The organism is Desulfobacula toluolica Tol2 (genome assembly GCF_000307105.1).
Lineage (GTDB): Bacteria > Desulfobacterota > Desulfobacteria > Desulfobacterales > Desulfobacteraceae > Desulfobacula > Desulfobacula toluolica.
The window spans coordinates 4,728,065-4,753,471 of record NC_018645.1; the positions used below are offsets into that span (position 1 = coordinate 4,728,065).

At 41.6% G+C, this 25,407-nt stretch carries 16 protein-coding genes; 2 read left to right on the forward strand and 14 right to left on the reverse strand.

Annotated features, from left to right (window positions below; genetic code table 11):
- Positions 1–130 precede the first annotated feature (130 nt).
- From TOL2_RS21410 to TOL2_RS21435, 7 genes are all read right to left on the reverse strand, one after another.
- Positions 131–1,081 carry a PhoH family protein gene (locus TOL2_RS21410; protein ID WP_014959366.1) on the reverse strand — a complete coding sequence of 317 codons (951 nt, stop codon included), beginning with the start codon at positions 1,079–1,081 and terminating at the stop codon, positions 131–133.
- Between the two features lie 97 nt (positions 1,082–1,178).
- Entirely contained in the window at positions 1,179–2,366 is a 1,188-nt protein-coding gene (locus TOL2_RS21415) for an ABC transporter permease (RefSeq protein WP_014959367.1), read from the reverse strand.
- Between the two features lie 82 nt (positions 2,367–2,448).
- Positions 2,449–3,159 (reverse strand): ABC transporter ATP-binding protein, encoded by a 711-nt coding sequence (locus TOL2_RS21420; protein ID WP_014959368.1) that lies wholly within the window; start codon positions 3,157–3,159, stop codon positions 2,449–2,451.
- A gap of 4 nt (positions 3,160–3,163) precedes the next feature.
- Entirely contained in the window at positions 3,164–4,738 is a 1,575-nt protein-coding gene (locus TOL2_RS21425; protein ID WP_014959369.1) for an efflux RND transporter periplasmic adaptor subunit, read from the reverse strand.
- On the reverse strand, positions 4,725–6,557 hold the full coding sequence (locus TOL2_RS21430) for a TolC family protein (RefSeq protein ID WP_014959370.1): 1,833 nt from the start codon (positions 6,555–6,557) through the stop codon (positions 4,725–4,727). Before TOL2_RS21430 ends, TOL2_RS21425 begins: the two co-directional genes overlap by 14 nt.
- Complete coding sequence (locus TOL2_RS25690; protein WP_232507988.1) at positions 6,520–6,657, reverse strand: hypothetical protein; 138 nt, start codon at positions 6,655–6,657, stop codon at positions 6,520–6,522. Before TOL2_RS25690 ends, TOL2_RS21430 begins: the two co-directional genes overlap by 38 nt.
- Positions 6,658–6,871: 214 nt before the next feature.
- Complete coding sequence (locus tag TOL2_RS21435; protein WP_148278163.1) at positions 6,872–7,729, reverse strand: hypothetical protein; 858 nt, start codon at positions 7,727–7,729, stop codon at positions 6,872–6,874.
- Positions 7,730–8,579: 850 nt separating this feature from the next.
- Here TOL2_RS21435 and prxU point away from each other — a divergent pair.
- Together prxU and TOL2_RS21445 are read left to right on the forward strand one after the other, a co-directional pair.
- Positions 8,580–9,299 (forward strand): thioredoxin-dependent peroxiredoxin, encoded by a 720-nt coding sequence (gene prxU, locus TOL2_RS25695; RefSeq protein ID WP_014959372.1) that lies wholly within the window; start codon positions 8,580–8,582, stop codon positions 9,297–9,299.
- A gap of 412 nt (positions 9,300–9,711) precedes the next feature.
- Positions 9,712–12,513, forward strand: coding sequence for an ATP-binding protein (locus TOL2_RS21445; protein ID WP_014959373.1), 2,802 nt, complete (start codon positions 9,712–9,714; stop codon positions 12,511–12,513).
- Between the two features lie 83 nt (positions 12,514–12,596).
- Here the strand turns inward: TOL2_RS21445 and TOL2_RS21450 are convergent, their stop codons facing one another.
- The 7 genes from TOL2_RS21450 to TOL2_RS21480 all read right to left on the reverse strand — a co-directional run bounded on the left by TOL2_RS21450 (position 12,597) and on the right by TOL2_RS21480 (position 25,313).
- Entirely contained in the window at positions 12,597–13,343 is a 747-nt protein-coding gene (locus TOL2_RS21450) for a GAF and ANTAR domain-containing protein (RefSeq protein WP_232507989.1), read from the reverse strand.
- A 92-nt stretch (positions 13,344–13,435) separates the two neighbouring features.
- Complete coding sequence (locus TOL2_RS21455) at positions 13,436–14,407, reverse strand: helix-turn-helix transcriptional regulator (protein WP_014959375.1); 972 nt, start codon at positions 14,405–14,407, stop codon at positions 13,436–13,438.
- A gap of 218 nt (positions 14,408–14,625) precedes the next feature.
- A complete protein-coding gene (gdhA, locus tag TOL2_RS21460; RefSeq protein WP_014959376.1) occupies positions 14,626–15,975 on the reverse strand; it encodes an NADP-specific glutamate dehydrogenase in 1,350 nt (449 codons plus the stop codon).
- 128 nt (positions 15,976–16,103) lie between these two features.
- Positions 16,104–19,085, reverse strand: coding sequence for a PEP/pyruvate-binding domain-containing protein (locus tag TOL2_RS21465; protein ID WP_014959377.1), 2,982 nt, complete (start codon positions 19,083–19,085; stop codon positions 16,104–16,106).
- A gap of 506 nt (positions 19,086–19,591) precedes the next feature.
- A complete protein-coding gene (locus tag TOL2_RS21470) occupies positions 19,592–22,843 on the reverse strand; it encodes an SbcC/MukB-like Walker B domain-containing protein (RefSeq protein ID WP_014959378.1) in 3,252 nt (1,083 codons plus the stop codon).
- Between the two features lie 11 nt (positions 22,844–22,854).
- Positions 22,855–24,081 carry an exonuclease SbcCD subunit D C-terminal domain-containing protein gene (locus TOL2_RS21475; RefSeq protein WP_014959379.1) on the reverse strand — a complete coding sequence of 409 codons (1,227 nt, stop codon included), beginning with the start codon at positions 24,079–24,081 and terminating at the stop codon, positions 22,855–22,857.
- Between the two features lie 68 nt (positions 24,082–24,149).
- Entirely contained in the window at positions 24,150–25,313 is a 1,164-nt protein-coding gene (locus TOL2_RS21480) for an ATP-binding protein (RefSeq protein WP_014959380.1), read from the reverse strand.
- Positions 25,314–25,407: the final 94 nt, after the last annotated feature.

Sequence of the window (25,407 nt, forward strand, 5' to 3'; positions counted from 1 at the left end):
CACAGTCTGTAAAGCTAATATGTACTTCAACGGAAAAAGTCAGTCAAGGTTTATGTCTGATGAATAAGAACAAGCAAAGTCCATAGGAAAAAGGGGACTTGTCAAAAGGTATGCTTTGAGTTTTTATATATTATTGTCGTTTTTGTTGCTTTTCATAGGCTTCAATAATGCTTGATACAAGTTTATGTCGGACAACATCATTTTTTGAAAAATAAATGAACTCGATTCTATTTATTTTCTTTAACAGACCCTTAGCTTCTATAAGACCGGATTTTTTACCGGCGGGAAGATCAACCTGTGTGATATCTCCTGTAACAATGACTTTTGATCCATAGCCAATTCGTGTCAAAAACATTTTCATTTGTTGTGATGTTGTATTCTGGGCTTCATCAAGAATAATAAAAGAATTGCTCAGGGTTCTTCCCCGCATAAAAGCAAGGGGGGCAATTTCAATGGTGTCCTGCTCTATAAGTGTTTGTACTTTTTCATAGTCCATCATATCATAAAGAGCATCATACAAAGGGCGCAGATAGGGATTTATTTTCTGGGCAAGGTCGCCGGGTAAAAATCCCAGAGTCTCTCCTGCTTCGACCGCAGGCCTTGCTAATATGATTTTTTTGATTTCCCCTCTTGAAAATGCAGCCATTGCCATTGCCATTGCAAGATATGTTTTGCCGGTTCCGGCGGGACCTATGGCAAAAATAATATCATTTTTAAGGCTTGCCTCGGCATATTCTTTTTGGGCAGTATTGCGTGGGGTGATGGGTTTGTTGTTAACTGTTTTAAAAATTGTTGTAGAAAAAATATCTTTGATATGGGAATTATTGTTGTGTTTTATAATTTTTATGGCGGCATCAAAATCAGCTTCATCAAAATAAAATTTATTTTCCAGAAGCTGATAAAGTTGCTGGAGTATTTTTTCAGCAAGATCAGTATTGTGGGCTGTGCCACTAACCAACAAAGAACTGCCCCTTGTATTGATCTCAACATTAAACGCTTTGCAAATTTTATCCAGATTATAGTTGTGATGACCGAAGAGCTCTCTGGTAAGCATCGGATTTTCAAATGTAATGTTTTTCATAATTCATAGAATGCATTTTATTTGCTTACAGGTCAATAAAAATCAATTACTGGCAAAAGATTGGCTGCCAGCTCAGAACACTACTCAGGTCACAAGATTACTCATGTCGCAAAGCAACAATGGGATCAACCCCGGCTGCGCGGGCAGCAGGATAGAGGCCAAAAATGATGCCGATCCCGATGCTCACGATCAGCGGCAAAAATATACTGGCCGGTGTTATGACTGTAGGCATTTTTGCAAACCAGGTGATAAACCAGGGAATGACCATGCCCAGCATAAGCCCGATTATGCCGCCGATTGTAGAAAGCACAACAGCTTCGATAAGAAATTGAATGATAATCTGCCTGCGTCGGGCACCAATGGCTCTGCGGATGCCGATTTCCCTTATCCGCTCGGTCACGGAAGCCAGCATGATATTCATGATCCCTATGCCGCCCACCAGGAGACTTATTCCGGCAATGGACCCCAAAACAATGTTAAAAGTACGTTTTGTGGCTTCCGCCTGTTTGAGCAGGGCAAGGGGAACACTGAGCTGATAGTCAGTTTTTTTGTGAAACAGTGTCAGCATCCGTTCGATGGCTTCAGCCGTGGGTTCCACGCTGGACAGGGTATCCACCTGGACGATAATCTGATGGAGTTCAACCTTTTCACGCAGACGAGATCCCGAAGATCTCTTCATTGTAACATCCCCGAAATAACTCCGGGCCGTTGTTATGGGAATGTAAGCATCAATTTCCTTGTCAGGAATTTGCATGGTTCCTGTCTGCCCGGTTTCGTTTCGAATAATGCCGACAACCTCGAAGCTGTCCCCGCTGATTCGGATCATCTGACCAATGGTGTTCATGCCGGCCAGAAGTTTTCTGGCGCCAAACTCCGTTAAAACAACGACAGGAGCCTTTTTCTCCTGGTCTTCCAGGCTGAGAGTCCTGCCGCCGAGAAGGTCCCTGGGAATCACTTCAAACCATTTTTGGGTGGTCCCCACAACCCGAAGTTCAAGAGAACGCTGCCCGAGACGCGATTGTTTTCTCACAAGTTTCACCGGCACATTCTTTTGAACCGATGAAAAGCTTTCCTGTATCCTGGCATGATCCTGATAGGTCAGCCCGTAGATGCTGATAAACGAACTTGTTGTGCTGTTGCCCTCTTCTTCAACGGATTTAACAGATGAAATAATAATATTGTTACTGCCCAGTTTGCGGATCTGTTCCAGCGCATCCTTGCTTGCGCCCTCCCCAACAGCCAGCATGGCCATAACACTGCCGACACCGAACACCACGCCCAGCATGGTCAGAAATGACCGCAGTTTGTGAAGCAGCAGTGTCTGGATGCCGGACGAAAGTTCCCTGAAAAATTTTATCTGTCTGATGTCAATCCCCTTCGATTCGTTCGATCATCCCGTCTTTCATATAAAGCCGATGCCGGGCATAGTCTGCAATATGAGATTCATGAGTTACCATGATGATAGTTTTGCCTGCCACATGAAATTTATCCAGAAGTTCCATAATCTGTCGGCTGGTTTTGCTGTCCAGATTACCGGTAGGCTCATCCGCCAGAATCAGATCTGGATTTGTTGCCAAAGCCCGTGCAATGGCCACTCTTTGCATCTGCCCTCCGGAAAGCTCTGCCGGGCGGTGATCAAGCCGGTCCTCAAGTCCGACCATGGCGGCAAGCTCCCTTGCATGATCTGCACTCCTATTGGTATCCCAGCCAAGGTAGTAAAGCGGCAGTTCAATGTTCCGCTGCACGGATAATTGAGAAATAAGATTGAAACTCTGAAAAATAAACCCGATATGCCGAAGCCGGATATCGCTTAAGGCATCATCATTCAAGCCGCTGATATCTTTTCCCTGAAAAATATACCGGCCGCTGGTCAGCCTGTCCAGGCAACCGATAATATTCATCATTGTGCTTTTTCCTGACCCGCTGAAACCCATGATAGCCCAGAAACTTCCCTTGGAAAAGCAGATATCTATCCCTCCTAACGCTGCTACTTTCTGACTGCCCATAGTGTAAATCTTCCGGGCATTTTCAAGCCTGGCAATAATGTCCGGTCCGCTGCCTGATGGTGAAGATGCCATGATTTTATTGTCCGTCCTGTTGTTTCACGGGCCGATTCCTTTTTTTGGAAGTTGTTTTTGCAGGTATTGCTGCAGATACGTCCGGTTGTTTTGTCTTGCTCAGATAATCGACCCCGGCCGCCTTTAAAGGCGGCGTGAGAAGCACACGGTCACCGGGTTCAATGCCTTTGATCACACGAATCATACGATTATTGTCAAGACCTGTCTCCACTGTCCTGGGTTCAAATTGAGTTTTGTTCATCACATAGACTTTAGGAACGCCTTCAATCCTCAGCACCGCCTGAACAGGGACGTACAGGGTGTCGGCATGCTTTTCAATGACTATCTCGGCCTGGCAACTCATCCCGGTACGGACGGCATTGTCCTTCTGATCAAGAAAAATCTGTGTTGTATAAACCTTTAGGTCAGGGTTCATCCATAGGCTCTGGGCATCAGGAAGCGGTGCAATATGAGTTATTCTGCCTGTAAATTTTCTGCCCGGCAACGCGTCCACAGTCACAAACACGGGCAGACCCACGGTTACCTTTTTTAGATTGGATTCATGAATGGCAATCTCAGCATTGCTTGAATTGCCCGTGGGCAGGTAGATAAGCTCCTGGCGTTCTCGGATATCCTGACCCTCCTGCAATGGCTCTGAATTGTGACGGAACAAACCGCCCTGGGCGCTGGTGGCATAAATAACAAGTCCGTCGGCAGGCGCGTAAATTTTTGTCTTGCCAATCTGCTCCTGAAATTTTTCCAGTTTATCCTTCTGGCGCTGATATTCTGCCTGTCGCGCCTTGAGTTCCGCCTTAGCCTGTATCACATCCGCACGGGCTTTGCGCTGAGTTCGTTCCAATGCCATTTGGGCCTGGCTGACATCGCTTTTGCGCTGGGCCAGGTTTCTTTGATGTGTATAATTGACAAGAAGAGCATAATTGTTTTTGGCCAAATCCAGATCCAGGGCTTTTTTCTTTTCCGACAGCTGATCAGCCTGAAGTTCTGTCTGGGAGATATATTTTTCTTTATACAGGGTCTGGGACCATTTCAGGGTATCCCTGACACGGGTGAGTTCTTCTTCGGCAAGAGTGATGTCTGCTTGAGTTTTTTTCAGTTCATTGGGATATTCTCCTTTGGTGTATTTCTTCAAGTCCTGACGGGCAAATTCCAGGGTCAATTGAGCAAGGTCCATATCACTTTTTGCCTGATTTTCAGCAACTGCAAGGCTTTCCTTGGCATTGACATAAGATGCCTCGGCATTCTGCACCTTTATCTCCTGGTCAAGCCTTGAATCAATAAGGGCGCTTGCGTCCAGTTCAACCAGCAAGTCACCTTTTTTAACCCGTGTGCCTTCGGGGATCAGATATATAATCGAAGTTTTTCCCTCCACTTCGTTCTTGATGATGATTTGCTCTCTGGCCTTTATGGTTCCTGATTCAACGACATTGACCGTAAGCGGCCCTCGTTTGACCACAAATGTCGGGGCCTTTTGTGCGTCGGTGTTTGAACTTTTAAAACCGACGGCTGTCAGAACCAGAACAATAACCAGGGCGATAGTTACAGCTACAGCAGTTATAATAACAATTTTATTTTTCAGCATTATTGTCTTTCTCCAAAGAATATTCCTGCCACATACCAGTATCCGTAACTTTAAGCACCCCCATGTCACGCTGGATTTCCAGCTCTGCTATGCGGTAATTCACACGGGCGGATGTCAGACTGAGCTGGGCTGACAACAGAGCATCCTGGGCTTCCAAAAGATCACGGGTTTCAGCTCTTCCTGCATCCATAAACATATTGATGCTTTTAACACGCTTTAAGGCTACCAATACGGCCTTTGCCTGGATATGAAGCGTTTCTCTGGCTTCAAGAAGATCCCGGAGCCGACTCCTGACAGATAGTTTCACGTTGTCTTCAAGGTCTTGAACATCCCGTACTGCCTGTTCCAGTTCAATAAAACTATTTCGATAGATAACAGCCTCGGCAGTGCGTTCAAAAGGCAGATCCAGGGTCAGCAGAGCGGAAAAGATCCCTTTGTCCGTACGAAGCCTGGCATTATCAAGATCCGCAGTGGTGATGGCCCGTCGCTCTCCTATGGATGCCGACCCAAGTAATGTCAGTTCTGCACCCAGGTCATCGGCTGCTGCAACAACAGTTCTCTGTGCGTCAAACACCCTGCCCAGTGCTGTTTGCAGATCAAGCCTGTTTGCAAGGGCAAGTTCAGTTGCCGTACGGGTATCCAGCTCCAGGAGACCGGCATTGCCCTTATCGGGTTCTGTCAGCCGGACCGGTGCGTCGGCAGGCAGGTTGTTTTGGTCCTGTGCAACCTCCCCTTTTTCTTGAGCAGTTTTGCTTGAAAGCTTGCCGGCCAGAATGTCTGCAAGGTGTTTCAACTCATCCTTATCCAGACTTATATCAGCGTCTGGCGGAAGTCCTATGAGAATTTTAAAAGCATCCATCTGTTGTTTATATTCTTCCCGGGCTGATATCCATCGTTGTCTGGCAACAAGTTCGTTCTGAACCGATTGATCCACCTCTATCTCCTTGAGACGTCCTGCATCAGCCAGACGGCTGCTGCGACGGGTTGAAACGATTCTGCTCCTATAATCTTCCTCAGTGTTTTTTATAGCATCCAATTGTTTGAGAATGGTCAGGTATCTGCTGCCGACCGATACGGCAAACTCTTTTTTGAAGCGTTCAAAATCCATGATGGCATAGACCACATTGCGCTCTGCTTGTTGCAGCGGTTCTGTGACAATGTATTTTGCTGAGCCTCTTAAAAAAGGAATGGACAAGCTTGCATCACCGGCAATTCCAATGGATGAGCTTCCACCTGAAGTAAGAAGTGTGGCCAGATCAATTGCCAGGGCAGTGGTCAGTGTCATTCCGTTTTTAAACTGCCGGGAGCCTTCGGCCTCACTGCTGGTCAAAGTTCCCCTTTGGGATGGTTCTTTTGAGGCATCATAACTTGCAAGACTTTGGATCTGTCCCAAAAGAGTATTTCTAAAGCTGTCCTGTTCAAGGTACAACGCCAGAGCAGCCTGAAAAACAGCCTCTTTTTTTGTCTGGAAATCAGAATTGTTTTGTGCGCCGATTTCCAGAGCCTGCAACAGTTTTATTTCCAATTGTCCGGTTAAAACAGGCAACCTCTGATTCCCGGCTTTTGGAAATTTTGGAAAACCGGGTTCCGGCCAGTGATCCACAGGCGACAATTGATCCGTGCCCAAAGATACAGGGCCTGTGACAGGAAGGGATGCATGCTCAAACAATTGCCTGCGAAGCATGTCGCCGGGCCGGTCAATACTGAATTTTTTTTTCATGCCCAAGACCTGTTCCTGCTTTTCAGCAATTATATCCAGGGCTTTTTCATCCATATCAACTCTATATGCGCCGGGCGTCTGACATCCTGTAAAAATCATGACTGCCGCCCATATCAAAATCAGGGCCGAACATGATTTTCCCGCCTCCTGGATCAGGAACGTCACAAACCGACTGAATGTCTTCTGCTTTATCCGACAAACTGGATAATCACCAGAATCAATTAGTAGAGTAAGTTTATTCATATTTAGTTCCATTACATCTCACGTTTCGCTCTTTGACAATCGAAAATAATTGTTTATTCTCACTTTTAATGTAGTGAGAGGCTTTAGTCAACATTCGCATCAGGTTGTGTTGTTATGACAAATATCCTTTTTGATTAGAATTGTACGAATTAAAATATTACGGGGAATGTCTAATAGTTTGAAATAGTAATGGCCGATTTTTTTTTAAAATCAAGGCTGTCACCATAAAAATGCCGTTTGAAAGACATTTGAGGTAATAATTGGAAATATTTCCTTGTAAAGATGGGATTCAGTTTGTGATAAAATTCTAACGTTAACAATATTTTTTGTCCTATAGCTTTGTTGTACCGGGCTATTTCCCAAAGTTTTTTTTCATTCATAAAAAGTCTTTTGACAACGGAATTAAAATCATTTTCCAATGTTGATGTAGCATACTGATTCAGGAAACCAGCATTCAAAAATTCATTTTTAAAACGTTCACTTGCTTTGCCTTTTTTTACAAAATCCACTCCCGACTTTCCATATCTGAAATTAACCGGGTTTATGCGTTTCCAGGAAGAATCTGTGAAAAAACTTTTATGATTGCGTAACAGGATGCTTGAAAATTCTGCATGAAACAGTTTTTCTACAAAATCATTGGTATATCCTTTGGACAGTCCGCTATTCGCAATATAAATCCTATTATGCGAGTTTGTTCCGCTTGTTGAAACACCAAAGTAAGATAATTTATGAACTATATAAACTTTCGTTAAGTTCTCCCTGACAAGATAGGCAGGATACTTTTGAATGGCAAGCTTAATTATTTCCAAGGATCTAACTATTTCATCTTCAGAAATCTTCATCGCTTTTGCATTGATTTTTTTAGATCGCCAATTTTTTGGAAACATATCTGCTTCAATATTCCAAATAATTTGAACGTTTGTGGATGGATGTAAATAAGAATCAGCATAAGATTTCGTTGCTGTAGCAGCGAAAAAAACGCTACTAATTAGGTGCAAACAAATAAAATATAGTATGGCTGATTTCATTATAAATCTATACGATAAGTGTTAAGCCACGCTGATATCACCAGATTAAAGAGTGGCGAAATAGCGAAAAGTATCGCTTTAATTCACACCTCGCTTGTTTCAACATTAAATTTAGAAAACAGCTGATAAGCAGAACTTTTGAAGAAGCCATGCCAGCACATAAAAAGGATTTTTTTGACTTAAGTCTTTCAGCAGATTAGAAGTGATAACGAACAATTAATTTCAAATTTCAAAAAGCGAAACATGAGTTAACAAATTACTTAAAATGATCTAAATAAAATATTTTTTAGTTTCTGTGTACTTTAAAAGCAATATAAGTGCCGACAAACCAATTGATTATTTCTTTGCCATATTATCAATAGCGCCTAAATGAAAGATAGGCTATAATATCAAATACTTATAACTTATATGTTTTTTTAAAGCTTGGTTGATATTATGAGAAAGTTTAATCTGTCATTGCATGACTGATGTGATAGTATGGGATAATATTTACATAAAAAATAATAATTTATTTCACAAAAGCATGACATGCTGATCAACAATAAATAATTTTGTTGCAACAAAAAAAAAGCGGTATCGGTTGAAAAAAATTCATAATTTAATTCCTTCCCACCACAAAATATTTTACTGTCTTAAAAACTCAAATTTTCTTGATTCATAAAACACTTGTATTTTGATGAGACATAAAGCATTAATACAAAACTGTATCGCAATGCTTTCATGGAACGATCAAACCCAAGTACACGGGTAAAATTCTAAATTTTTGACCTGTGGCATAAAACTTGTATTGATCGTTTTTGAAAAAACCGGACGGTTATCAATAATTTAACAACCAAACAAAGGAGGCTCTATGGCAGAAGAGGTAAAGGCCGGATGTGCAAGACCATCAGGCGGACCTGTAGAAGAAATCACCCTTGAAGAATCAAATGAAACCCAAACCCCAAAGAAAGGAACCAAACTTATGATGCAACTTGGTAAAAAAGCGCCGGATTTTACTGCACCCGGTTATCAGAATGGAAATTTCATCAATATAAACCTGTCGGATTATTTAGGAAAATGGGTTCTGCTTTGCTTTTATCCGGGTGATTTTACATTTGTCTGAGCAACTGAAATTTCAGCAGTTGCTGAAAAATATGCAGAATATCAGAAACTGGGAGTGGAAGTATTGTCCATAAGCGTTGACAGTATGTTCGTACACAAAATGTGGAATGATAACGAGCTGTCCAAAATGGTAGACGGAGGAGTCCCGTTTCCCATGCTGTCTGATGCCGGCGGGAGAGTAGGACAGGTCTATGGTGTTTATGATCAAGACGCTGGTGTGGAAATGAGAGGAAGATTTATTATTGATCCCGACGGTGTTGTCCAGGGATATGAAGTATTAACGCCCCCTGTTGGAAGAAATATAAATGAAACATTGCGGCAGGTTCAAGCGTTCCAGCTTGTACGGGAATCCAAAGGCACGCAGGCAACACCTTCCGGATGGAAACCGGGTAAAATAACCCTCAAACCCGGACCTGATCTGGTCGGCAATGTGTGGAAGGAATGGAAAACAACCATGGCCTTTGATTAGCAGAAAATTAGCAGAAAATTAATATGTTTTTTTCAAATTGGTCACCTGCTGGGTGACCAATTTGAAAAACCCGCCCCCCATCCTGACTAAATGATTCAAACCCGTCTCATCCAAGCAGAAACCTTGACCTCTATCAATTGATTTGATAATCCTTTCTCAGATTAGTAATCAATCGTCTAAAGGAGAAGTCTGTGATACTCTGGTTCAAATCAAATAATTTATCAGATAAAAGACTGAGCCATATTTCCTTATGAGAAGAAGCTATGAAAATACTGAGGCATATTGGTTCAATAACTTTTGTAATCGGATTTTTTCAGCATTTGTTTTAATCTTGTATCAAGTTGACATTTGCCGATATAAAAACTGCCGTATCAGCGGATAATGCAGGGAATAATAACACACAGGAAACAGCGTGGGAAAAAAAAATGAACACATCATGCCCGGCAAAAAAAAACAGATCGTCCGTATTTCAATCGGCAGAAAACTGATAATTGCATTTTTACTTCTTTCCATTGTTCCAATGTCTACTGTCGCCTATTATAATCTGACCCAAAGCCGCAATGAGGTTACCCGGCTTGCCAAAAGTGAATTGGAAGACCTGTCTTACCATACCGCCCGATTCATTGATCAATTGCTCGTGGAAAATCAGCGCAATGCAGCAAACCTGGCGGGCAATCCGACAATTGTACAATTTATGTCAGAATCAGGCAAGAACAGCCTGCCCTTAAAAGAAAAAACTTACCAAGTCCTCCAAAATTTTGTTGACAATCATCCGGATTACAATGCACCCGGCCTTTTTGATGCCAACGGGATTGTTCTGGCTTCGCTGACTGATATTCTTGTGGGCAAGAACCGTTCCTTTCGCGATTATTTCCAGATTTCCATAACAGGGCAACCCTACATCTCCGATATTCTTGTCGGACGGTCTACCAGGCAGCCGGGAGTCTTCTTGAGCCACCCCGTCAAATCATCACAAGGAAAAATCCTGGGCATCAATATAGCATGGCTTAAAGCTGATACTATTTGGAAAATCATTGATGATATTCATGTGGGCAAAAAGAAATTTGCTTATTTAATTGATCAAGACGGAGTGATCATTGCCCACCCCAACCGGGATCTTTTATATCACAGTCTTGGAAAAATCAGCCCCGAATCCGTCTCCACCATATCTTCTACCCTTAGATTTGGCACAATACCCAACACAAAAACACCTTTAATTCCTGAAAGCCTGGGCATGGACCAGCTTGCCTACAAAGTATTATCGATACGAGAATCCGATACATTCCGCTACTATTCACCACTTGATTATAAATATCATATAGCGGGATATTCACGTTTGAAAAAGCAAACCTGGACAGTGGTTGTTGACCTTCCGGAAAGCGAGTTTCTGGCTTCGTTAAACCGGATTAAAACATTGGCATATATCAGTATAGGACTGGTCACAATAATCACGGTTATGATCTCCATATTGCTGGCAAATACTATAACTTTTCCTGTTCGTCGACTGACTGAGACTGCGGCAAAGGTAACTTCTACAACACCATTTAATCCTTCGAGTATTGCAGATGTAACATCCGGTAATGATGAAATCGCTTATCTTGGACAGGTATTAAGTGAAATGGTTCTGTCTTTACAGGCAAGTGAAGAAAATCTCAGAGAAAAAAAACAATTTATTGAATCCATTGTTAATCTTTCCCCAGATATTTTATACATCTACGATATTATTGATAAAAAAAATGTTTACAGCAATAATGGTATCCGGAAAATATTGGGCTTTTCATCAAAAGAAATCCAGGAAATGGGCAATACACTGATTCCGCAGTTAATGCATCCGGATGATTTTAAATTTTATGTGAATCATACCTATCCCAGATATTTTAAAACAGCAGATAATGATTCAATTTTTCATCAAGTCAGGATGAAACACAAAAACGGTTCCTGGCATTGGCTTGATTGTATTGAAATGATTTATTTGCGAGAACCGGACGGCTCCCCCAAACAGATATTTGGAGTCATTCATGATATTACGGCTCAAAAACAGGCGGAAAATGAGAAACTTAAAGCTGAGCAGTATGCTGCAAACCAGGAAAAACAAGCCATTGTCGGGCAGATTGCCGGAAAAATGGCCCATGATTTCAACAATATTCTTGGTATCATCATGGGGAATACCGAACTTTCACTTTTATATTGCAATGACCCGGAAATTACAAAAATTCTTGAATTGATATTTGATCAGACCATCCGAGGCAAAAACCTGACCAAAAATCTGGTTGCTTTTGCCAAAGATCAGGAACCCAAATATGAATTTTTTAACATCAGTGAAAAAATTGATCTGGTTCTAAAACTTTTGAAAAAGGATCTTGAGCAGATTAAGTTAATCAAGGAATATGAACAAGGTATTCCCGACTTGCTTGCTGATCCTGGAATGATAGAACACACCCTGATCAATATGATTCAAAATTCCATACATGCCCTCAGCAACTCAGGACACCCGGAAATTATGATTCGGACTTACTGCCTTGCAGATACCATCTGCATTGAAATAGAAGACAATGGTTGCGGCATACCTGAGGAACACATCAAAAACATCTACGAGCAATCATTTACGCTAAAAGGCAAACAGGATAAAACCAGTTCCTATAAAAAAATAATCAAAGGGACCGGATATGGAATGAGCAATGTAAAAAAATATATTGAGCAACACAAAGGAACGATCCGGGTTGAATCTGAAGTGGGTTTGAGTACAAAATTTACGATCAGCCTGCCCATTATCAATAAAGAATTAACAACAGAAGAAAAAAAAGAAATTTTAATCTCAAAATCGTATTTCAGCAAATATATCCTTCTTGTTGAGGATGAACCGGGCATATCTGATGTTCAATATAAATTACTGAGCAAAGAGCCATTCAATAATAAAGTTGACATTGCGCCAAACGGACAGGTTGCCATTGATCTTTTCGAAAGAAATACCTATGATTTTGTAAGTCTGGATTATATCCTTCCCGGAGAAATAAACGGTTTGGGTGTGTATCGACATATCCGCAAAAAAAATCAAAACATTCCCATACTCTTTCTTTCTGGAAACATAGAATTTTTAGAGTCTATAAAAGAATTGAAACAAAACGATGCCCATATCGACCATCTGTCTAAACCCTGCCGGAATATAGATTATATAAACGGAATAAACAAATTAATGGCGATGGCTCTGGTTTGACATTCAATCAGACCTCATTGACAAAAGCCCTGATTTAAATTTATTTGTCAAAGTATTGCAATGCCTGCCTTTTTCCTAATCAATCAGGAAAAATAAGACGTATTATGTGGCAAGGGGCATGTTAAAAGGATTGCTTCTGCAACATGTCGAAGGGACATGCATGATGCATCGCTGCATTGTTGAATCCAGTCAGAGGCTTCATCTGCAGCAATTTTACGTTGTTGCATAAGCACGTTATTTGCACGCATTAACAGGTCGTGGGTATTCAGTTCTTCCTTTGCAAGCTCTGCTCTCACCATAAGTTCTGTGTTAAAAATTGAAATGGCTGCCTGATCAGCCAAATTACTCATCAGGTTTACCTCTGTTTTAGAAAACTCATGGGGTTTGGTTGTAAAACAGTTCAGTACGCCTAACAATTTATCATTTTTGTATACAATCGGAACGCCTAACATGGAAACAATACCTGATCTGCGGGCCATATCTTTTTCTTTGAATTGCCTGTCCTTTAGTACATCGGCAATGATCAAAGGTTTTTTGTAAGTTGCCACCATGCCCACCACCCCCTGGTTCAATGCCAGAGACTTATGGTAAAAAAGATCTGTATCAATACCCCTGGATGTTTTCAGACGAATTGTCAACGGGTTTTCACGCTTGTCAATCAACCATAAAGAACACGTTGTTATTTGGGTAATAGTTGCGGTGACTGTTACAATCAAATTGAGAACGTCATCAATATATTTTTCATAAGTCATTGCTTCGGAAATTTTAATAATGTCTTGAACCTGGTTTGCCATTACACACATTGCCTCTACCTCACTGTCATTTTCCAATGCAATCTGCATTTTGTATGGTTATTTTATCATACAATCCAGTCACCTTGCGTTAATAGTTTTACGCATTACTATCCGGGCATCAAAACAATTCAAAGTGTTGCAAGATAGGTTGAAAGATTGATTTTCTGATTAGTTATCCCAAGTTTTTTGCGAATATAATTTCTATAGGTTTCTACACTTCTATAGGAAATATTCAGCAGTTTAGCGACTTCCTTGGAGCTGAGTCCGCTTCTGATCATATTGCAAATTTCATTTTCCCGTGGTGTTAGCCTGGGTATTTTTCTTGAAATACTGCTGCCAAAAGAAGATGTCAGTTGTTTTAAATTGTCTTCAAACACCTTAAAATATTCGTCTTCAATATCAGAACCTTTGTTTTGTAATTTTTTTAATAATGGCAACAATAATTCATCAATATTATCCAAAACTCTTTCTTCCAGGTTCTTTTTTTCAGAAATCATCTGATTCATGACCTCACGAAGAGCAATATTTTTATCTTTTAATAATTGGTTCTGTTTCTTCAGCTTTTTTTCACTTTCATAAAGTGCCTTTTCTGCCTGTTTTTGCTCACTGGTGCGTCCTAATCTTTCTGCAATAGCATTGATCAGTGATCTTTCTTCCTTAAGGAACGGTCCCTCATAGAGTTCAGGCTTTTGCTCCCGGTAGCATACGCTCAAAACACCGACAGTCTCACCATACAGGATAATATCTGCGGATTGTTTCCATGGAACTTCCATATAATTTTCAGTAACGAATTGTTTTCCGTTTATGATTAACTGTGCGCAGGTTATTTCCGGATATTGCCATGAACAAGGTATCACCTCGATAACAGCCTGGTATATTTCATTCAATGAGATATCTGCTTTTTCAACAATCTTTGATATGTTGTAAAGACAATTTATCTCTTTTATCCGTTCTTTGAGATCATGGGTCTGCTGTGTAAGCTTTTTTTCCATCTGATTGTGCCGGATCTGTAACGCTTCAAGTTCTGCATTTCTAATGCGTAATGCAGAAACTTGATCTAAAAGTTGTTCATCTAAAAATTGTTCGTCGGTTTTTTTCATTTTTCCATAATAGGGGTTATGATGCTCTTTGAACAAAACTCGTTCAAAGAGCATCAATTCATTAACTAACTGCCACGGGCAGACCTGGCCATTTTATCATACAATCAGGTCACCTTGGCTTGCCTGCAGCAAAACATGAAAATCACTGTTTTAATTTTTCAAGACTTTAAATATAAAAAAGTCACTAAAAAACTATTTTACATTAAATCATCGAAAAATTATACTATTCCTTGATCCTGCATTGCACTCACAACTTTCACAAATCCGGCGATATTGGCTCCGGCCACATAATTGCCGGGTATTCCATATTTATCAGAAGCGTCAACACATGATTTATGAATACTTTTCATTATCCCTTTCAGGCGGCTATCCACTTCTTCGCTGGGCCAGTTTAAGCGCATGCTGTTTTGAGACATTTCCAAACCAGATACTGCTACTCCGCCTGCATTGGAAGCTTTTCCCGGTGCAAATAAAAGCTTGTGATCAATGAAAAGGTCTACGGCTTCCGCTGTCGACGGCATATTGGCACCTTCTGCAACCAGCTTGACGCCGTTTTCGATGAGATTGGCAGCATCTTTTTCATTTATTTCATTTTGTGTTGCACTGGGAAATGCACAATCCGCGCGATGATTCCATAAAGGGTTATATCCCAGGGATTCATCAACAGCTGTGTAAACAGCTTCAGGATATTTTTCAGTATATTCCTTGATTCTTCCGCGTTTAAAATTCTTCAGATCCATGACAAATGCCAGCTTATCCGCATCAATGCCGGCTTCATCATAGATATAACCGGAAGAATCCGAAAGTGTGACAGCTTTACCTCCCAGGTGCAGAATTTTTTCAATCGAATACTGCGCCACATTTCCAGAACCGGAAACAAGGCAGGTTTTTCCTTCCAGGCTGTCATTTTGTGTCGCCAGCATTTCAGACGCAAAATAGACGCAACCGTAACCTGTTGCTTCAGGACGGATCAGGCTTCCTCCCCAGTTAAGTCCTTTACCTGTTAATACACCGGTAAATTCATTGCTCAACTTCTTGTACATGCCAAACATATATCCGATTTCTCTTGCACCAACACCAATATCCCCGGCAGGTATATCGGTATTCGGGCCGATATGACGGTAAAGCTCCGACATAAAGCTCTGGCAGAATCGCATAACTTCATTATCTGATTTTCCTTTGGGATCAAAGTCGGAACCGCCTTTGCCGCCTCCGATTGGCAGAGTTGTCAAAGCGTTTTTAAACACCTGCTCAAAGCCCAGGAATTTTAATATGCTCAAATTAACTGACGGATGAAAGCGCAGCCCACCCTTGTAAGGCCCCAAGGCACTGTTCATCTCAACCCTGAATCCACGGTTTACATGCACTTGTCCTGCATCATCCACCCATGGCACCCGAAAGATTATGGTACGTTCAGGTTCTGTAATTCTTTCCAGAATGCGGTCCTGACCATATTCTGGATTCCGGTCTAAAACAGGTTTTATGGTTTCAACAACCTCTTTTACAGCCTGATGAAATTCTTTTTGTTCAGGGTCCTTTTGGTTTATTTTTTTTAGTATGTCCGACAAAAAAGTTCCTCCTTTAAATTTAATAATATCACTTTACACATTTTTTTTTGTATTTTTGTGTAAAGCAATGAATTCAGACCACAAATTTAAAAAATGTGTTCCAGTGTTATTGACTTTTATTATTGACTTTATTTTTTCATGGTCATGACGCATTGAGAATTTCTTCCGTTAATTTTCATCATCAGCGGCTTTTCTAATTGAATATGCCGCAAAAATGTCGTTTCTGACGCTGCAGAAAGAGATTCTATCCATTCCCAGTCAAAATAATCGTTTGATATGGTTGAAGATTCCTTACGAATCTCATCGACCGTGATATAATGCACACCCAAAGGTGTAATATTGTGAAAAAAATGAGACCCCTGGGAAGGATCAGCATTAATACTTTCATTTCTAAGCTCAATAATGGCACCTGCACCGGAAATGTTGCGCCACTTCACAGGTATTCCCAGATACCTGTCCGAAGATCCCCATCTGCCCGGACCCACCAGAAGATAAGAACGTTTTTGCTGAATCAATTGAGAATTTAATCTGTTGATCTCTTCAGCTATTTGTACGGTGGCTTCCGGTTTGAAATCACGGGGTTTTACATAAACGATATCTGTCATCTTATCATTGATGCCATTTCCAAGAGCATGGGATGAAAAGCAGAACCCATGATCGATTTCCTGTTGGGTAATATCTATTTTAAACTGATTTTCTTCAATGGCCATGGGCCGTATTTGCAGAAAAAAGAAATCGGTTTTACGATCCTGATCAGGATATAAATTCACCGAGAATTCAATCTCTACAGGAGTTCCGAAACTTTTACTCCCAAATGCCAGCAACTCTGTCAACAACCCGGAAATCGGCGGCATATTATATTTAAGAATCCTGGCAAATGTCAGCACCTTGGGGCCTGGCATGTCCCAAGTATCGCGAATACGATTCTCGCCAAGAACATAGGTGCTGGCAAGTGTCTGCACTGGAAATTCGTTATTTGCATCATTCACGGTTCTTTTTTCCAGATTCAGATGCTGATGAGCATTCAAATTATTATTTATTTTCAGCGCATAAAAAGAGTTTTGTGTATTCTGTAAAATATTTTCAACACTTGAAAATTCGGGTATTATGTTAGGATATTTGGGTGAGAACCGTAAGCTTTTCCCACCCTCTACAACGGTTTTGCCAAGTCCTAATGCAAAATGAGCAACCCCGTCTTCCGGTTTTATGCGGGAAAAAGGATAAAAATTATAAGACTGGGCAACGCCTGAAATGGCAGGATAAAAATAGTCTCCGTAATGATCGCCCGCAATCTCCTGAACAATAACCGCCATGGAAGTTGTAAACGGCTGATTAGAACCGTTTAAAGAAAAAAGCTTTGCATCTTCAGAATAGACAGATGCATAGACCAGCTTAATGGCTGCGATCATGTGATCAAGCCTGACTGACAGGCTGGCATGGTTGTTGGGAAGCTTATAGGTTTTATACAGACCGGCTGAAGGCGAAAAAGAAGCGTCTTCCAAATGATTGGAAGACCTGACAGCCAAAGGATAGTCCACCTGGGCAAGATAGGCTTCCAGATCTTTTATCAGCCACTCCGGCAATTGTGCATTTAAAAAACCCTCTTTAACTTCATCATCTGTAAAACCCAATTTTGAAAAACCTTGCAGGTTATTCATAGCCACAAAATCATCAAAAATATCCGTGCATATCACCATTGTTCTGGGAATTTTAATATTTATGCTTGAGTTGTTATTTTGAAGCTCTTCATGCTTGCTGAGAAGACCGAATACAAAGGCCAGACCACGGCCCTTTCCTCCCAGAGACCCTTGACCGATTTTAACAAATTCCCTGATATTCGGATCAAAATGATCTCTATTAAATTTTGAGACAATACCTTTTTGCCGTTTTTTTCTCAATTCGTTGATATTGGAAAGAATAAACTGCCGCAGTTCATCAGCACAATTAAAGTCGGAACTTTTAACTGCCCTGAATTTTAAGGCAAGATCAATTTCAAACCTGGCCATGAGCCAGTTGGAGAAATGATCCCGGTCTGCGTGGTATGCAATGGACTCTTTGGGAATTTTTGGCAGCTTTGCACCAAGCTGCAGAAGATTTTCTGCACGATCAATCTCTTGTTTATCAGGCAAACAAAAAACAAAATCACCAAAACCAAGATGGGTCTGAAAAAATTCATGCATATCCCGGGAAAGTGTTGAAGAGTTTTTATCTATAAATACTGCTGGAATTGTATCGGATTTTTCACGGTTTTCCGACTCCGAACTTATCAGAAGAAGCGGTACATTCCTGTTTTCATTTTTGATTTTAGACAGCAGGGCAATCCCTGCTTCAGGGTCTGTTTCACCGTTTCTTGGGAAACGGGTATCAGATATCACACAGAGAAGAAAGGATCGGTATTTTTCATAAAGCTCAATTGCCTCTTCATAATTTCTGGCCAGAAGCACCTTAGGCCTTGCACGCATTGTAAGCAGTTTTAAATTATCATTAAGGCTTATTTTCAATAAGGCCTGGGTCTGTGTTACAATTTCCTTATAGATAATCGGCAAAAAAAACGAATAATAGTCAGGAGAATCTTCCACCAGAATCAATACTCGTGTGTTACCAAGCTTTGTATCCTGGTCAACATTAAGGTGGTCCTCTGCATTTTTTATCAAAGCAATAAAAAGATCGGAATTCCCGGACCAGATATAAATATTGTCAATGCATTCCCCTAAAACATTTTCAGGCAAAGCGTATATTTCCCTGATGCTTGGAGATATGATGATAACCGGGAGATCTTTCTTGATTTCTTTTATTTTTTTTCCCAGGGAAAACAGATCCAGCTCTTCCAGATGAGGCACAATTAGTACCATGTCAAACTCTTTTTGACGCAAAAGAGACAGAGCTTCTTCTACAGAAGAGACACCGCTCACAGAAGGCGGATGAGAAAGGTTCATGCCGTTATATTCGTTGACTATTTTTGACGTAAGACTTCCGCTTTCTTCCATATTGTACATATCATAAAGACTGGCAATCAGCAGAATTTCCTTTATTTCGTATGCCATCAATTTTCGAAACACCTCGGACCTGGCATGAAATTCACTGATATATTTATTGTTTTCTATATTCATCTTCAGTTATTTTTTCCTGTCAAACAATATATAGGAACAACCTTTATTTTTATTTTCCAATACCATTATGGAAAAGAGCTGAGTCTTTATTCTCCAAAACAATATGAGCTATTCACATTTTTCAAGCGAAACAACACTATAAAACCACAACCATACTACGTTAAAATTCCACGCATTATATCCAGATATAAATAATTTTAATTTAAATTTTAAGCAACGCGATAAAAACACGCTAATAATGCGTATAAATTTCACGCATTCAATCAAACGCAACACTTCAAGGTTTGGCTTTCAGGCGATATGTTTTATGCTTTTTTCAGACGAGTGCGATCATAAATTTTAAAAAAAATCTGTTTCTACAGGCTGTTACGGAATGAACAATTTATAAATCTTATCACAACATGCAGTTGTCCATTATAACAACAATAGTATATATGGTAGTTTTGCGAAATTTTTTTTAGCTCTGTAACAGCCTGTCAACAACTTGCATGGATACAAGTGAAAAGTTAACCGGCCAATGCCTTGCATCCGGGGCCTGTGATCGTACTTTTACCCCCGGAGACAGGAATGATATTTATCTGCGTGCCGATTCTTTCTTTTAAGGCTGGAACATGGGAGATGATGCCGATCAGCTTGCCTTCCTGCTGCAGTCCGGACAATGCTTCCAGCGAGGTTTCCAGGGCATCCTCATCCAGGGTGCCGAACCCCTCGTCCAAAAACAGGGAATCCACACGGACATTGCGACCGGCCATATTGGACAGTCCCAGGGCAAGCGAAAGGCTTACAATAAAGCTTTCACCGCCGGAAAGATTTTTTGTGGACCGTATTTCACCTGCCTGATAATTATCCACAATGTTCAACTCCAGAGGCTGTTTTTTATCCCTGATCAGCAGATACCTGTCCGTCATTTTTTCAAGCTGCCGGTTGGCATGGGACACCATGACCTCAAAGGTGAGGCCCTGTGCAAAATTCCTGTATTTTTTACCGTCTGCAGACCCTATTAATGCATGCAGGGCCTGCCATCTTTCACACTCTGTTTTCTGATCATCAATCAATATTATTTTTTGCTGCAGCCTGTTTTTTGCCTTTGTGTTGTCCGACAATTTCTGTTTTATGGCACCGATCTGCTCCCCCAGCGTTTTAAGGGATTCCCGGATTTGGTACTGTTCTTTTTTCAGATAATCCAGGGGCAGATCCGTTATTTTCATTGTCTGCTCCCGGAAAAGCCGGGTTTCCCGGTCCTTTTTCCTGGCTGCAAGATCTGTCTTTTTTTTATCCAGCTCCTCTGCCCTTTTACTTAATCTGCTTTTTTCCTCAACTGAGAGCCGGTGGGAAACAAACATGGATTCATCATCAAAACCAGCCTGTTTACAACCGGCCATAAAAGAAAATTCAAGATGATCCAGCTCAGGCTTTCGGGCGGCTGTGCTTTCTTTTACGGCTGTGATGCGAGTGTTCAATTCATTGAGCTGCTGTTTTGTTTTATCCCGGTTCTGCCTTGCTGCTTTTACCGATTTCTCGGTTTCAGCAACCCTGTTTTCCAGCCGGGTTTCTTCCGTATCAGGATTTTTTTGGCCATATAATTGGCTGCGCTCAAGCCCCAGCGCTTCACACTCTTTTTTCCTGGCTGCAAGAACACCCTGCCTTTCCTTTAAGTCCTCTTCAAGGGTTTTCATCAAGGCATCAAGGGTTGCTATCTTTGCTGTCAGGTCATTGTTTTTCTTTTCGATTTCAATTTTTTGGTTTTGATGATCCTGCCACTTTTTTTGCCGGGCCTTAAGATAGACCAATATGGCATCAGGGCCTTTTTCCGGGATGCTCCTTATGCCAAAGGGAGCAAGATTTAAGACAAGCTTTTGTCTTACTTCATTACAATTTTTTGATGCCGCCTGCAGCTCATTTTCAAGAAGCAGGATATAAGCTTGGGACTCATCTTTTTTGTGCAAATCTAAAACCAGCTGTTTTTCCTCTTCAGCCCAATTCATCCCTGCTGTTTTTTCTTTGGACTCTTGTGTCTTCAGGCTATTTTCCAATTGTTCGGCCTTTTTGATCAAACAGGACAGGTTGTTTATTTTTTCTTCAATCTCATCAATTTTGGGGATATTGCCTTTTGCAAAAGGATGATCACATGAGCCGCACAATGGGCACGCCTTGCCGTCTTCCAATTTTGACCGTTCATCTTCAAAGTTTTTGATCGTCCTCAAATATGCCATTTCACGCAAAAACCCGTCATGTTCAGCCCGGTATTCCCTCAGCAGGCGACCATCCAGAAGAGTTTTGATTTTATGTTGCGTATTTGCCACCTGTTTTACAGCATCTTCATGTTTTTTTTTAAGGTTACGGCAGGCTGCTGCCTGCTTTTCATGCCGGGCCATATCTGTTTTAAGCTGTTTTTTTCCTTTTAAAACCTGTTCGGTGATGACGGTAATGGCTGCCATGAAAGTTTTCAGATTTTTAACCTGCTCAATCAGGCCGGTCAAGTGGGTGACAAGTTCCGCATCACGGACATTGGCAGACAGATAGGTGTTTATCAAGGAAAGGTCTTTAACGGCCAATGCCTGATCTGCTCTTGCTGATTGCTGCTGGTCCTGTTTTTCTGAAACCTGCTGTTTAATCTTGCGGCAGTCTGATTCAACTGTGTTTACGACAGACTGCTTCTCCGACAATAAAAGATCCACGGCCCTGACCTTTTTAATCAGTAACAGCCCTTCCTTTTGTTCTTCCTTGACTTTGGTTACCGCAGTCTCAGCCGCTTTGAGATCTGTTTGCTTTAACCCCAGTATTTTTTCAATATCAGGAATCCGGGTTTTGGCATCTGTCAGAATTTTAAAATCATCCTGCTGTTGCTGCCGTTTGGATAACAATGTGGCATATTCACTGTCCAGACTCGCGGCTTTCCTGGCCATTTCCAATCTTTTTTTATCATTGCCAAATGCTTTAATTTCCCCGGACAAATTCTCTGATTCTTCGTTGATTCCCGTCAGTTCGTTTTTTAATTTATCAATTTCCAAAAGCCAGAGAATTGTTTTGCCCAATTGATCGTTTTTTAAACCAAGCGTTTTTTCAGCAGCCTGATTTCTGGACAGTTCCTGATGAAGGCATGATTCGTCTTCATCGCTTAAAAGGGAGATCCCTTCAGTTTTTGCCATCAATACCCTGAGTTTATTGTGTTCAGCAGAATTGCGCTCATGAACCTGTTTTGAAATATCACTGTAAACTCCTGTTCCGGTAATCTGTTCCAGGATGGGGCCCCGTTGATCCGGCCCTGCCGCAAGAAATGCGGCAAACCCTCCTTGAGCCAGCAGCATGGAACGGGTAAACTGCTCAAAATCCATGCCGGTTATTGTTTCAATCCTGGCGGCAACATCACGTTTTTTTGATTCCAGTATCCTGCCGCTGATCGCATCCGACACCTCATGCTTTGAGTCCAGAAGGTTGCCGTCCGCTTTTTGATAAGCTTTGCGCTGGCTCCAATGGCACTTGAATTGCCCGGTTATGGTTTCAAAAGTCACTTCGGCAAAGCATTCTCCGGTCTGACGGGACATGATTTCGTTATTGCTTTTATTGATGCCTTTTAATCTTGGCGTCCTGCTGTAAAGGGCAAGGCATATCGCATCCAGAATGGTTGACTTGCCGGCACCTGTGGGCCCTGTAATGGCAAATATCTTGTCCAAGGCATATTCCGCGCTTGCAAAATCAATGACCCACTCTCCGTAAAGGGAATTGAGATTTTTAAATCTAAGCTCAAGAATTTTCATGATCAGCTTTTCTATTGGGCATTTTTATCTTGTTCATGGAGAGTTGTAACGATTTCATTGTACGCCTGAACCAGTGGCAAACGTTCTTTTTCTTCCACATCAAATGTATCCAGCAGACGGATAAAAACATCATTTGCATCAAGAGTTTCCAAAGTTTCCTGCTCACCTGTCCGGTTTATGATCTGTTCAATCATACGCTTGTTTTTGATGCGGCTAATTTCCATCCCGGTATCTGCAACCGCTTCTTCAACCAGCTGCCTTAAATTCCCGACGATCTGCCTGCCGGTGTATTCAATCTCCAGCCAGGCACGACTGCCCTTGGATTTTTGTTCATCAATGCGTTGGATAATGGTTTCCACATCCCCGGATATTTTTTCCAAAGCCTGGAAACAGGGAACACAATGTTCTTTGATATTGGGTGTTCTGCCGTCAAACTCCACTGAAACCACCATCTTTTCCTGGCGTGCCTCTCCATACCCCATGGGGATGGGCGACCCTGAGTACCGGATATGATCTTCTTTTCCAACCTTCTGGGGAACATGCAGATGCCCCAGTGCCATATAGTCCACGCAGGCCGGGAACACATCCTTGCCCACATGGGCCAGGGAGCCGACATAAAGCTCTCTTACGCCGTCACCGTCAATGGTTTTACCACCGGCCGCAAACAGGTGGCCCATGCCGATCACGGGAATATTACCGCAGTTTTTGATTTTTTCTTGTGCAACCATACCGACATCTGCATAATGCTGCCGCACTCCCATAATCAGGCTTTGATTCTTATCATCCATGCTTTCCCCGGCCCTGACAACCCTGATATCACGGTCCCGCAGATATGGAACTGCACACACGATGGCTTCCGGCACACCCGAAGACCCGGCAAGGATAATAACCTCATCCTCCGGGTTGCCTGTGGTTGAACTGACAACATGAACATTAAAGGCCCTCAACAACTCTTTGGGGGCGTTTAAAAAAGAAGGGGAATCATGGTTGCCTGAAATGATCACAACATGACGGCAGCAGGATGCGGCAACCCTGCATAAAAACCGGTAATAAAGCTCCTGGGAACGGTTGCTGGGAGTGCTGGTATCAAAGACATCTCCTGCAACCAGCAATGCATCAATATTGTGTATTTCTATGAACCTGGCCAGCCAGTCGAGAAATTCAAAAAATTCATCATAGCGCTTCCGGCCATACAATGACCGGCCGATATGCCAGTCTGAGGTGTGAAGAAATTTCATAAATATTATCTTTTGCTAATGCCCTTTGTGTTACTTTAAAAACTCCATAATCTGTCGTTTTAGTTTTTTTATCTGAGCAAATGAGTTTGCCCTGTTGTTACAGCGTCCAGTAATAATTTGCCGGTTATTTTCAATTGCCCGAGTTTTCCTTTCTTTTTATCCATAATGATATCATACAGATCTTCTCGTGTTACCGGGGGTTTTGTTTCCTGTGCTTTTTTCTTCAAGGTTACAGCATTTTGCGGGCAGGCCGCCACACAAATTCCGCACCCTACACAACGGTTGAGGTCAATGCCTGCCTGCCGGGTTTTTTCAGACAACTTGACCGCGCCCACCTGGCATTTTTTTTCACAAATTCCACAGCCGTTGCATGAGTTGGTATCAACGACGGCATAAAAATTTGAAGCCCAGAAATCCAGGGGTTTGGGAATGCTTTTATGAATCCGGAGCATGCCGCAGCAGCATCCGCAGCAAGAGCAGATAAACTCGGCCTTTTGTGTGTTCGAAGGCTGCAGGATCAAACCCTCTTGCTGATTTTTTTCAAGAATTGATACGGCTTCATCCAGACCAATCTGCCTTCCCATGCCGTTGCGAATCGCTGTCAAAGCCATATCTCCGACAGCAAGACAGGTTTGCGTTCTATTCGTCACCTTGCAGGATTTTCCCTGCAATTGTTTTTTACTGCGGCAGATGCACTCACACACGGCAAAATTATCACTGGATTCTTTTAACAAAGCCATGACTTCATCAAAGGTACTGACATTATTTTTAATGGAAATACTTTTGGCTATGGGTATGGTTCGCATCTGGGGCAGTTTTGTGCTTAAAAATGCCGTTCCAAATTTTGGATTTGAGGTATAGGCATCAAAATCTTTAATAAATTCGGGAGAGAGCCTGCCAAGCTGAAATTCATACATGCCCACAACAAGAGGGATATTGCAATACAATCTTGCATCTTCTTTTACCCTGATTTCAAGCCCGCCTTTTTTTTCAATGGCCGCCAATATGCCTGCCAGCTCTTGTTTAGATCCAACCAGATTTTTTGCTCTTTTATAAACAGTTTCAATGGGTTCCGGTTTAAAATCCAAACAGGTGGCAATTTTTGCTTCCAGAGGTGAAAAAATATGTTTTAATATCCTGATTTCCACACCAGAATCTGTCGCAGGAAATCCAACAGCCTGGCTGTCCAGGTGCTTTTGCAGGGCTTTATAAATTTTTTTGTTTTCATTCATGCTGTTTGTACCGATTCAGAAATTATGGTTTATCAAATTGTTATTTTTTATATTTTTCTTTTTTCAGGTATACCAGATTTAACATAACCGCCAC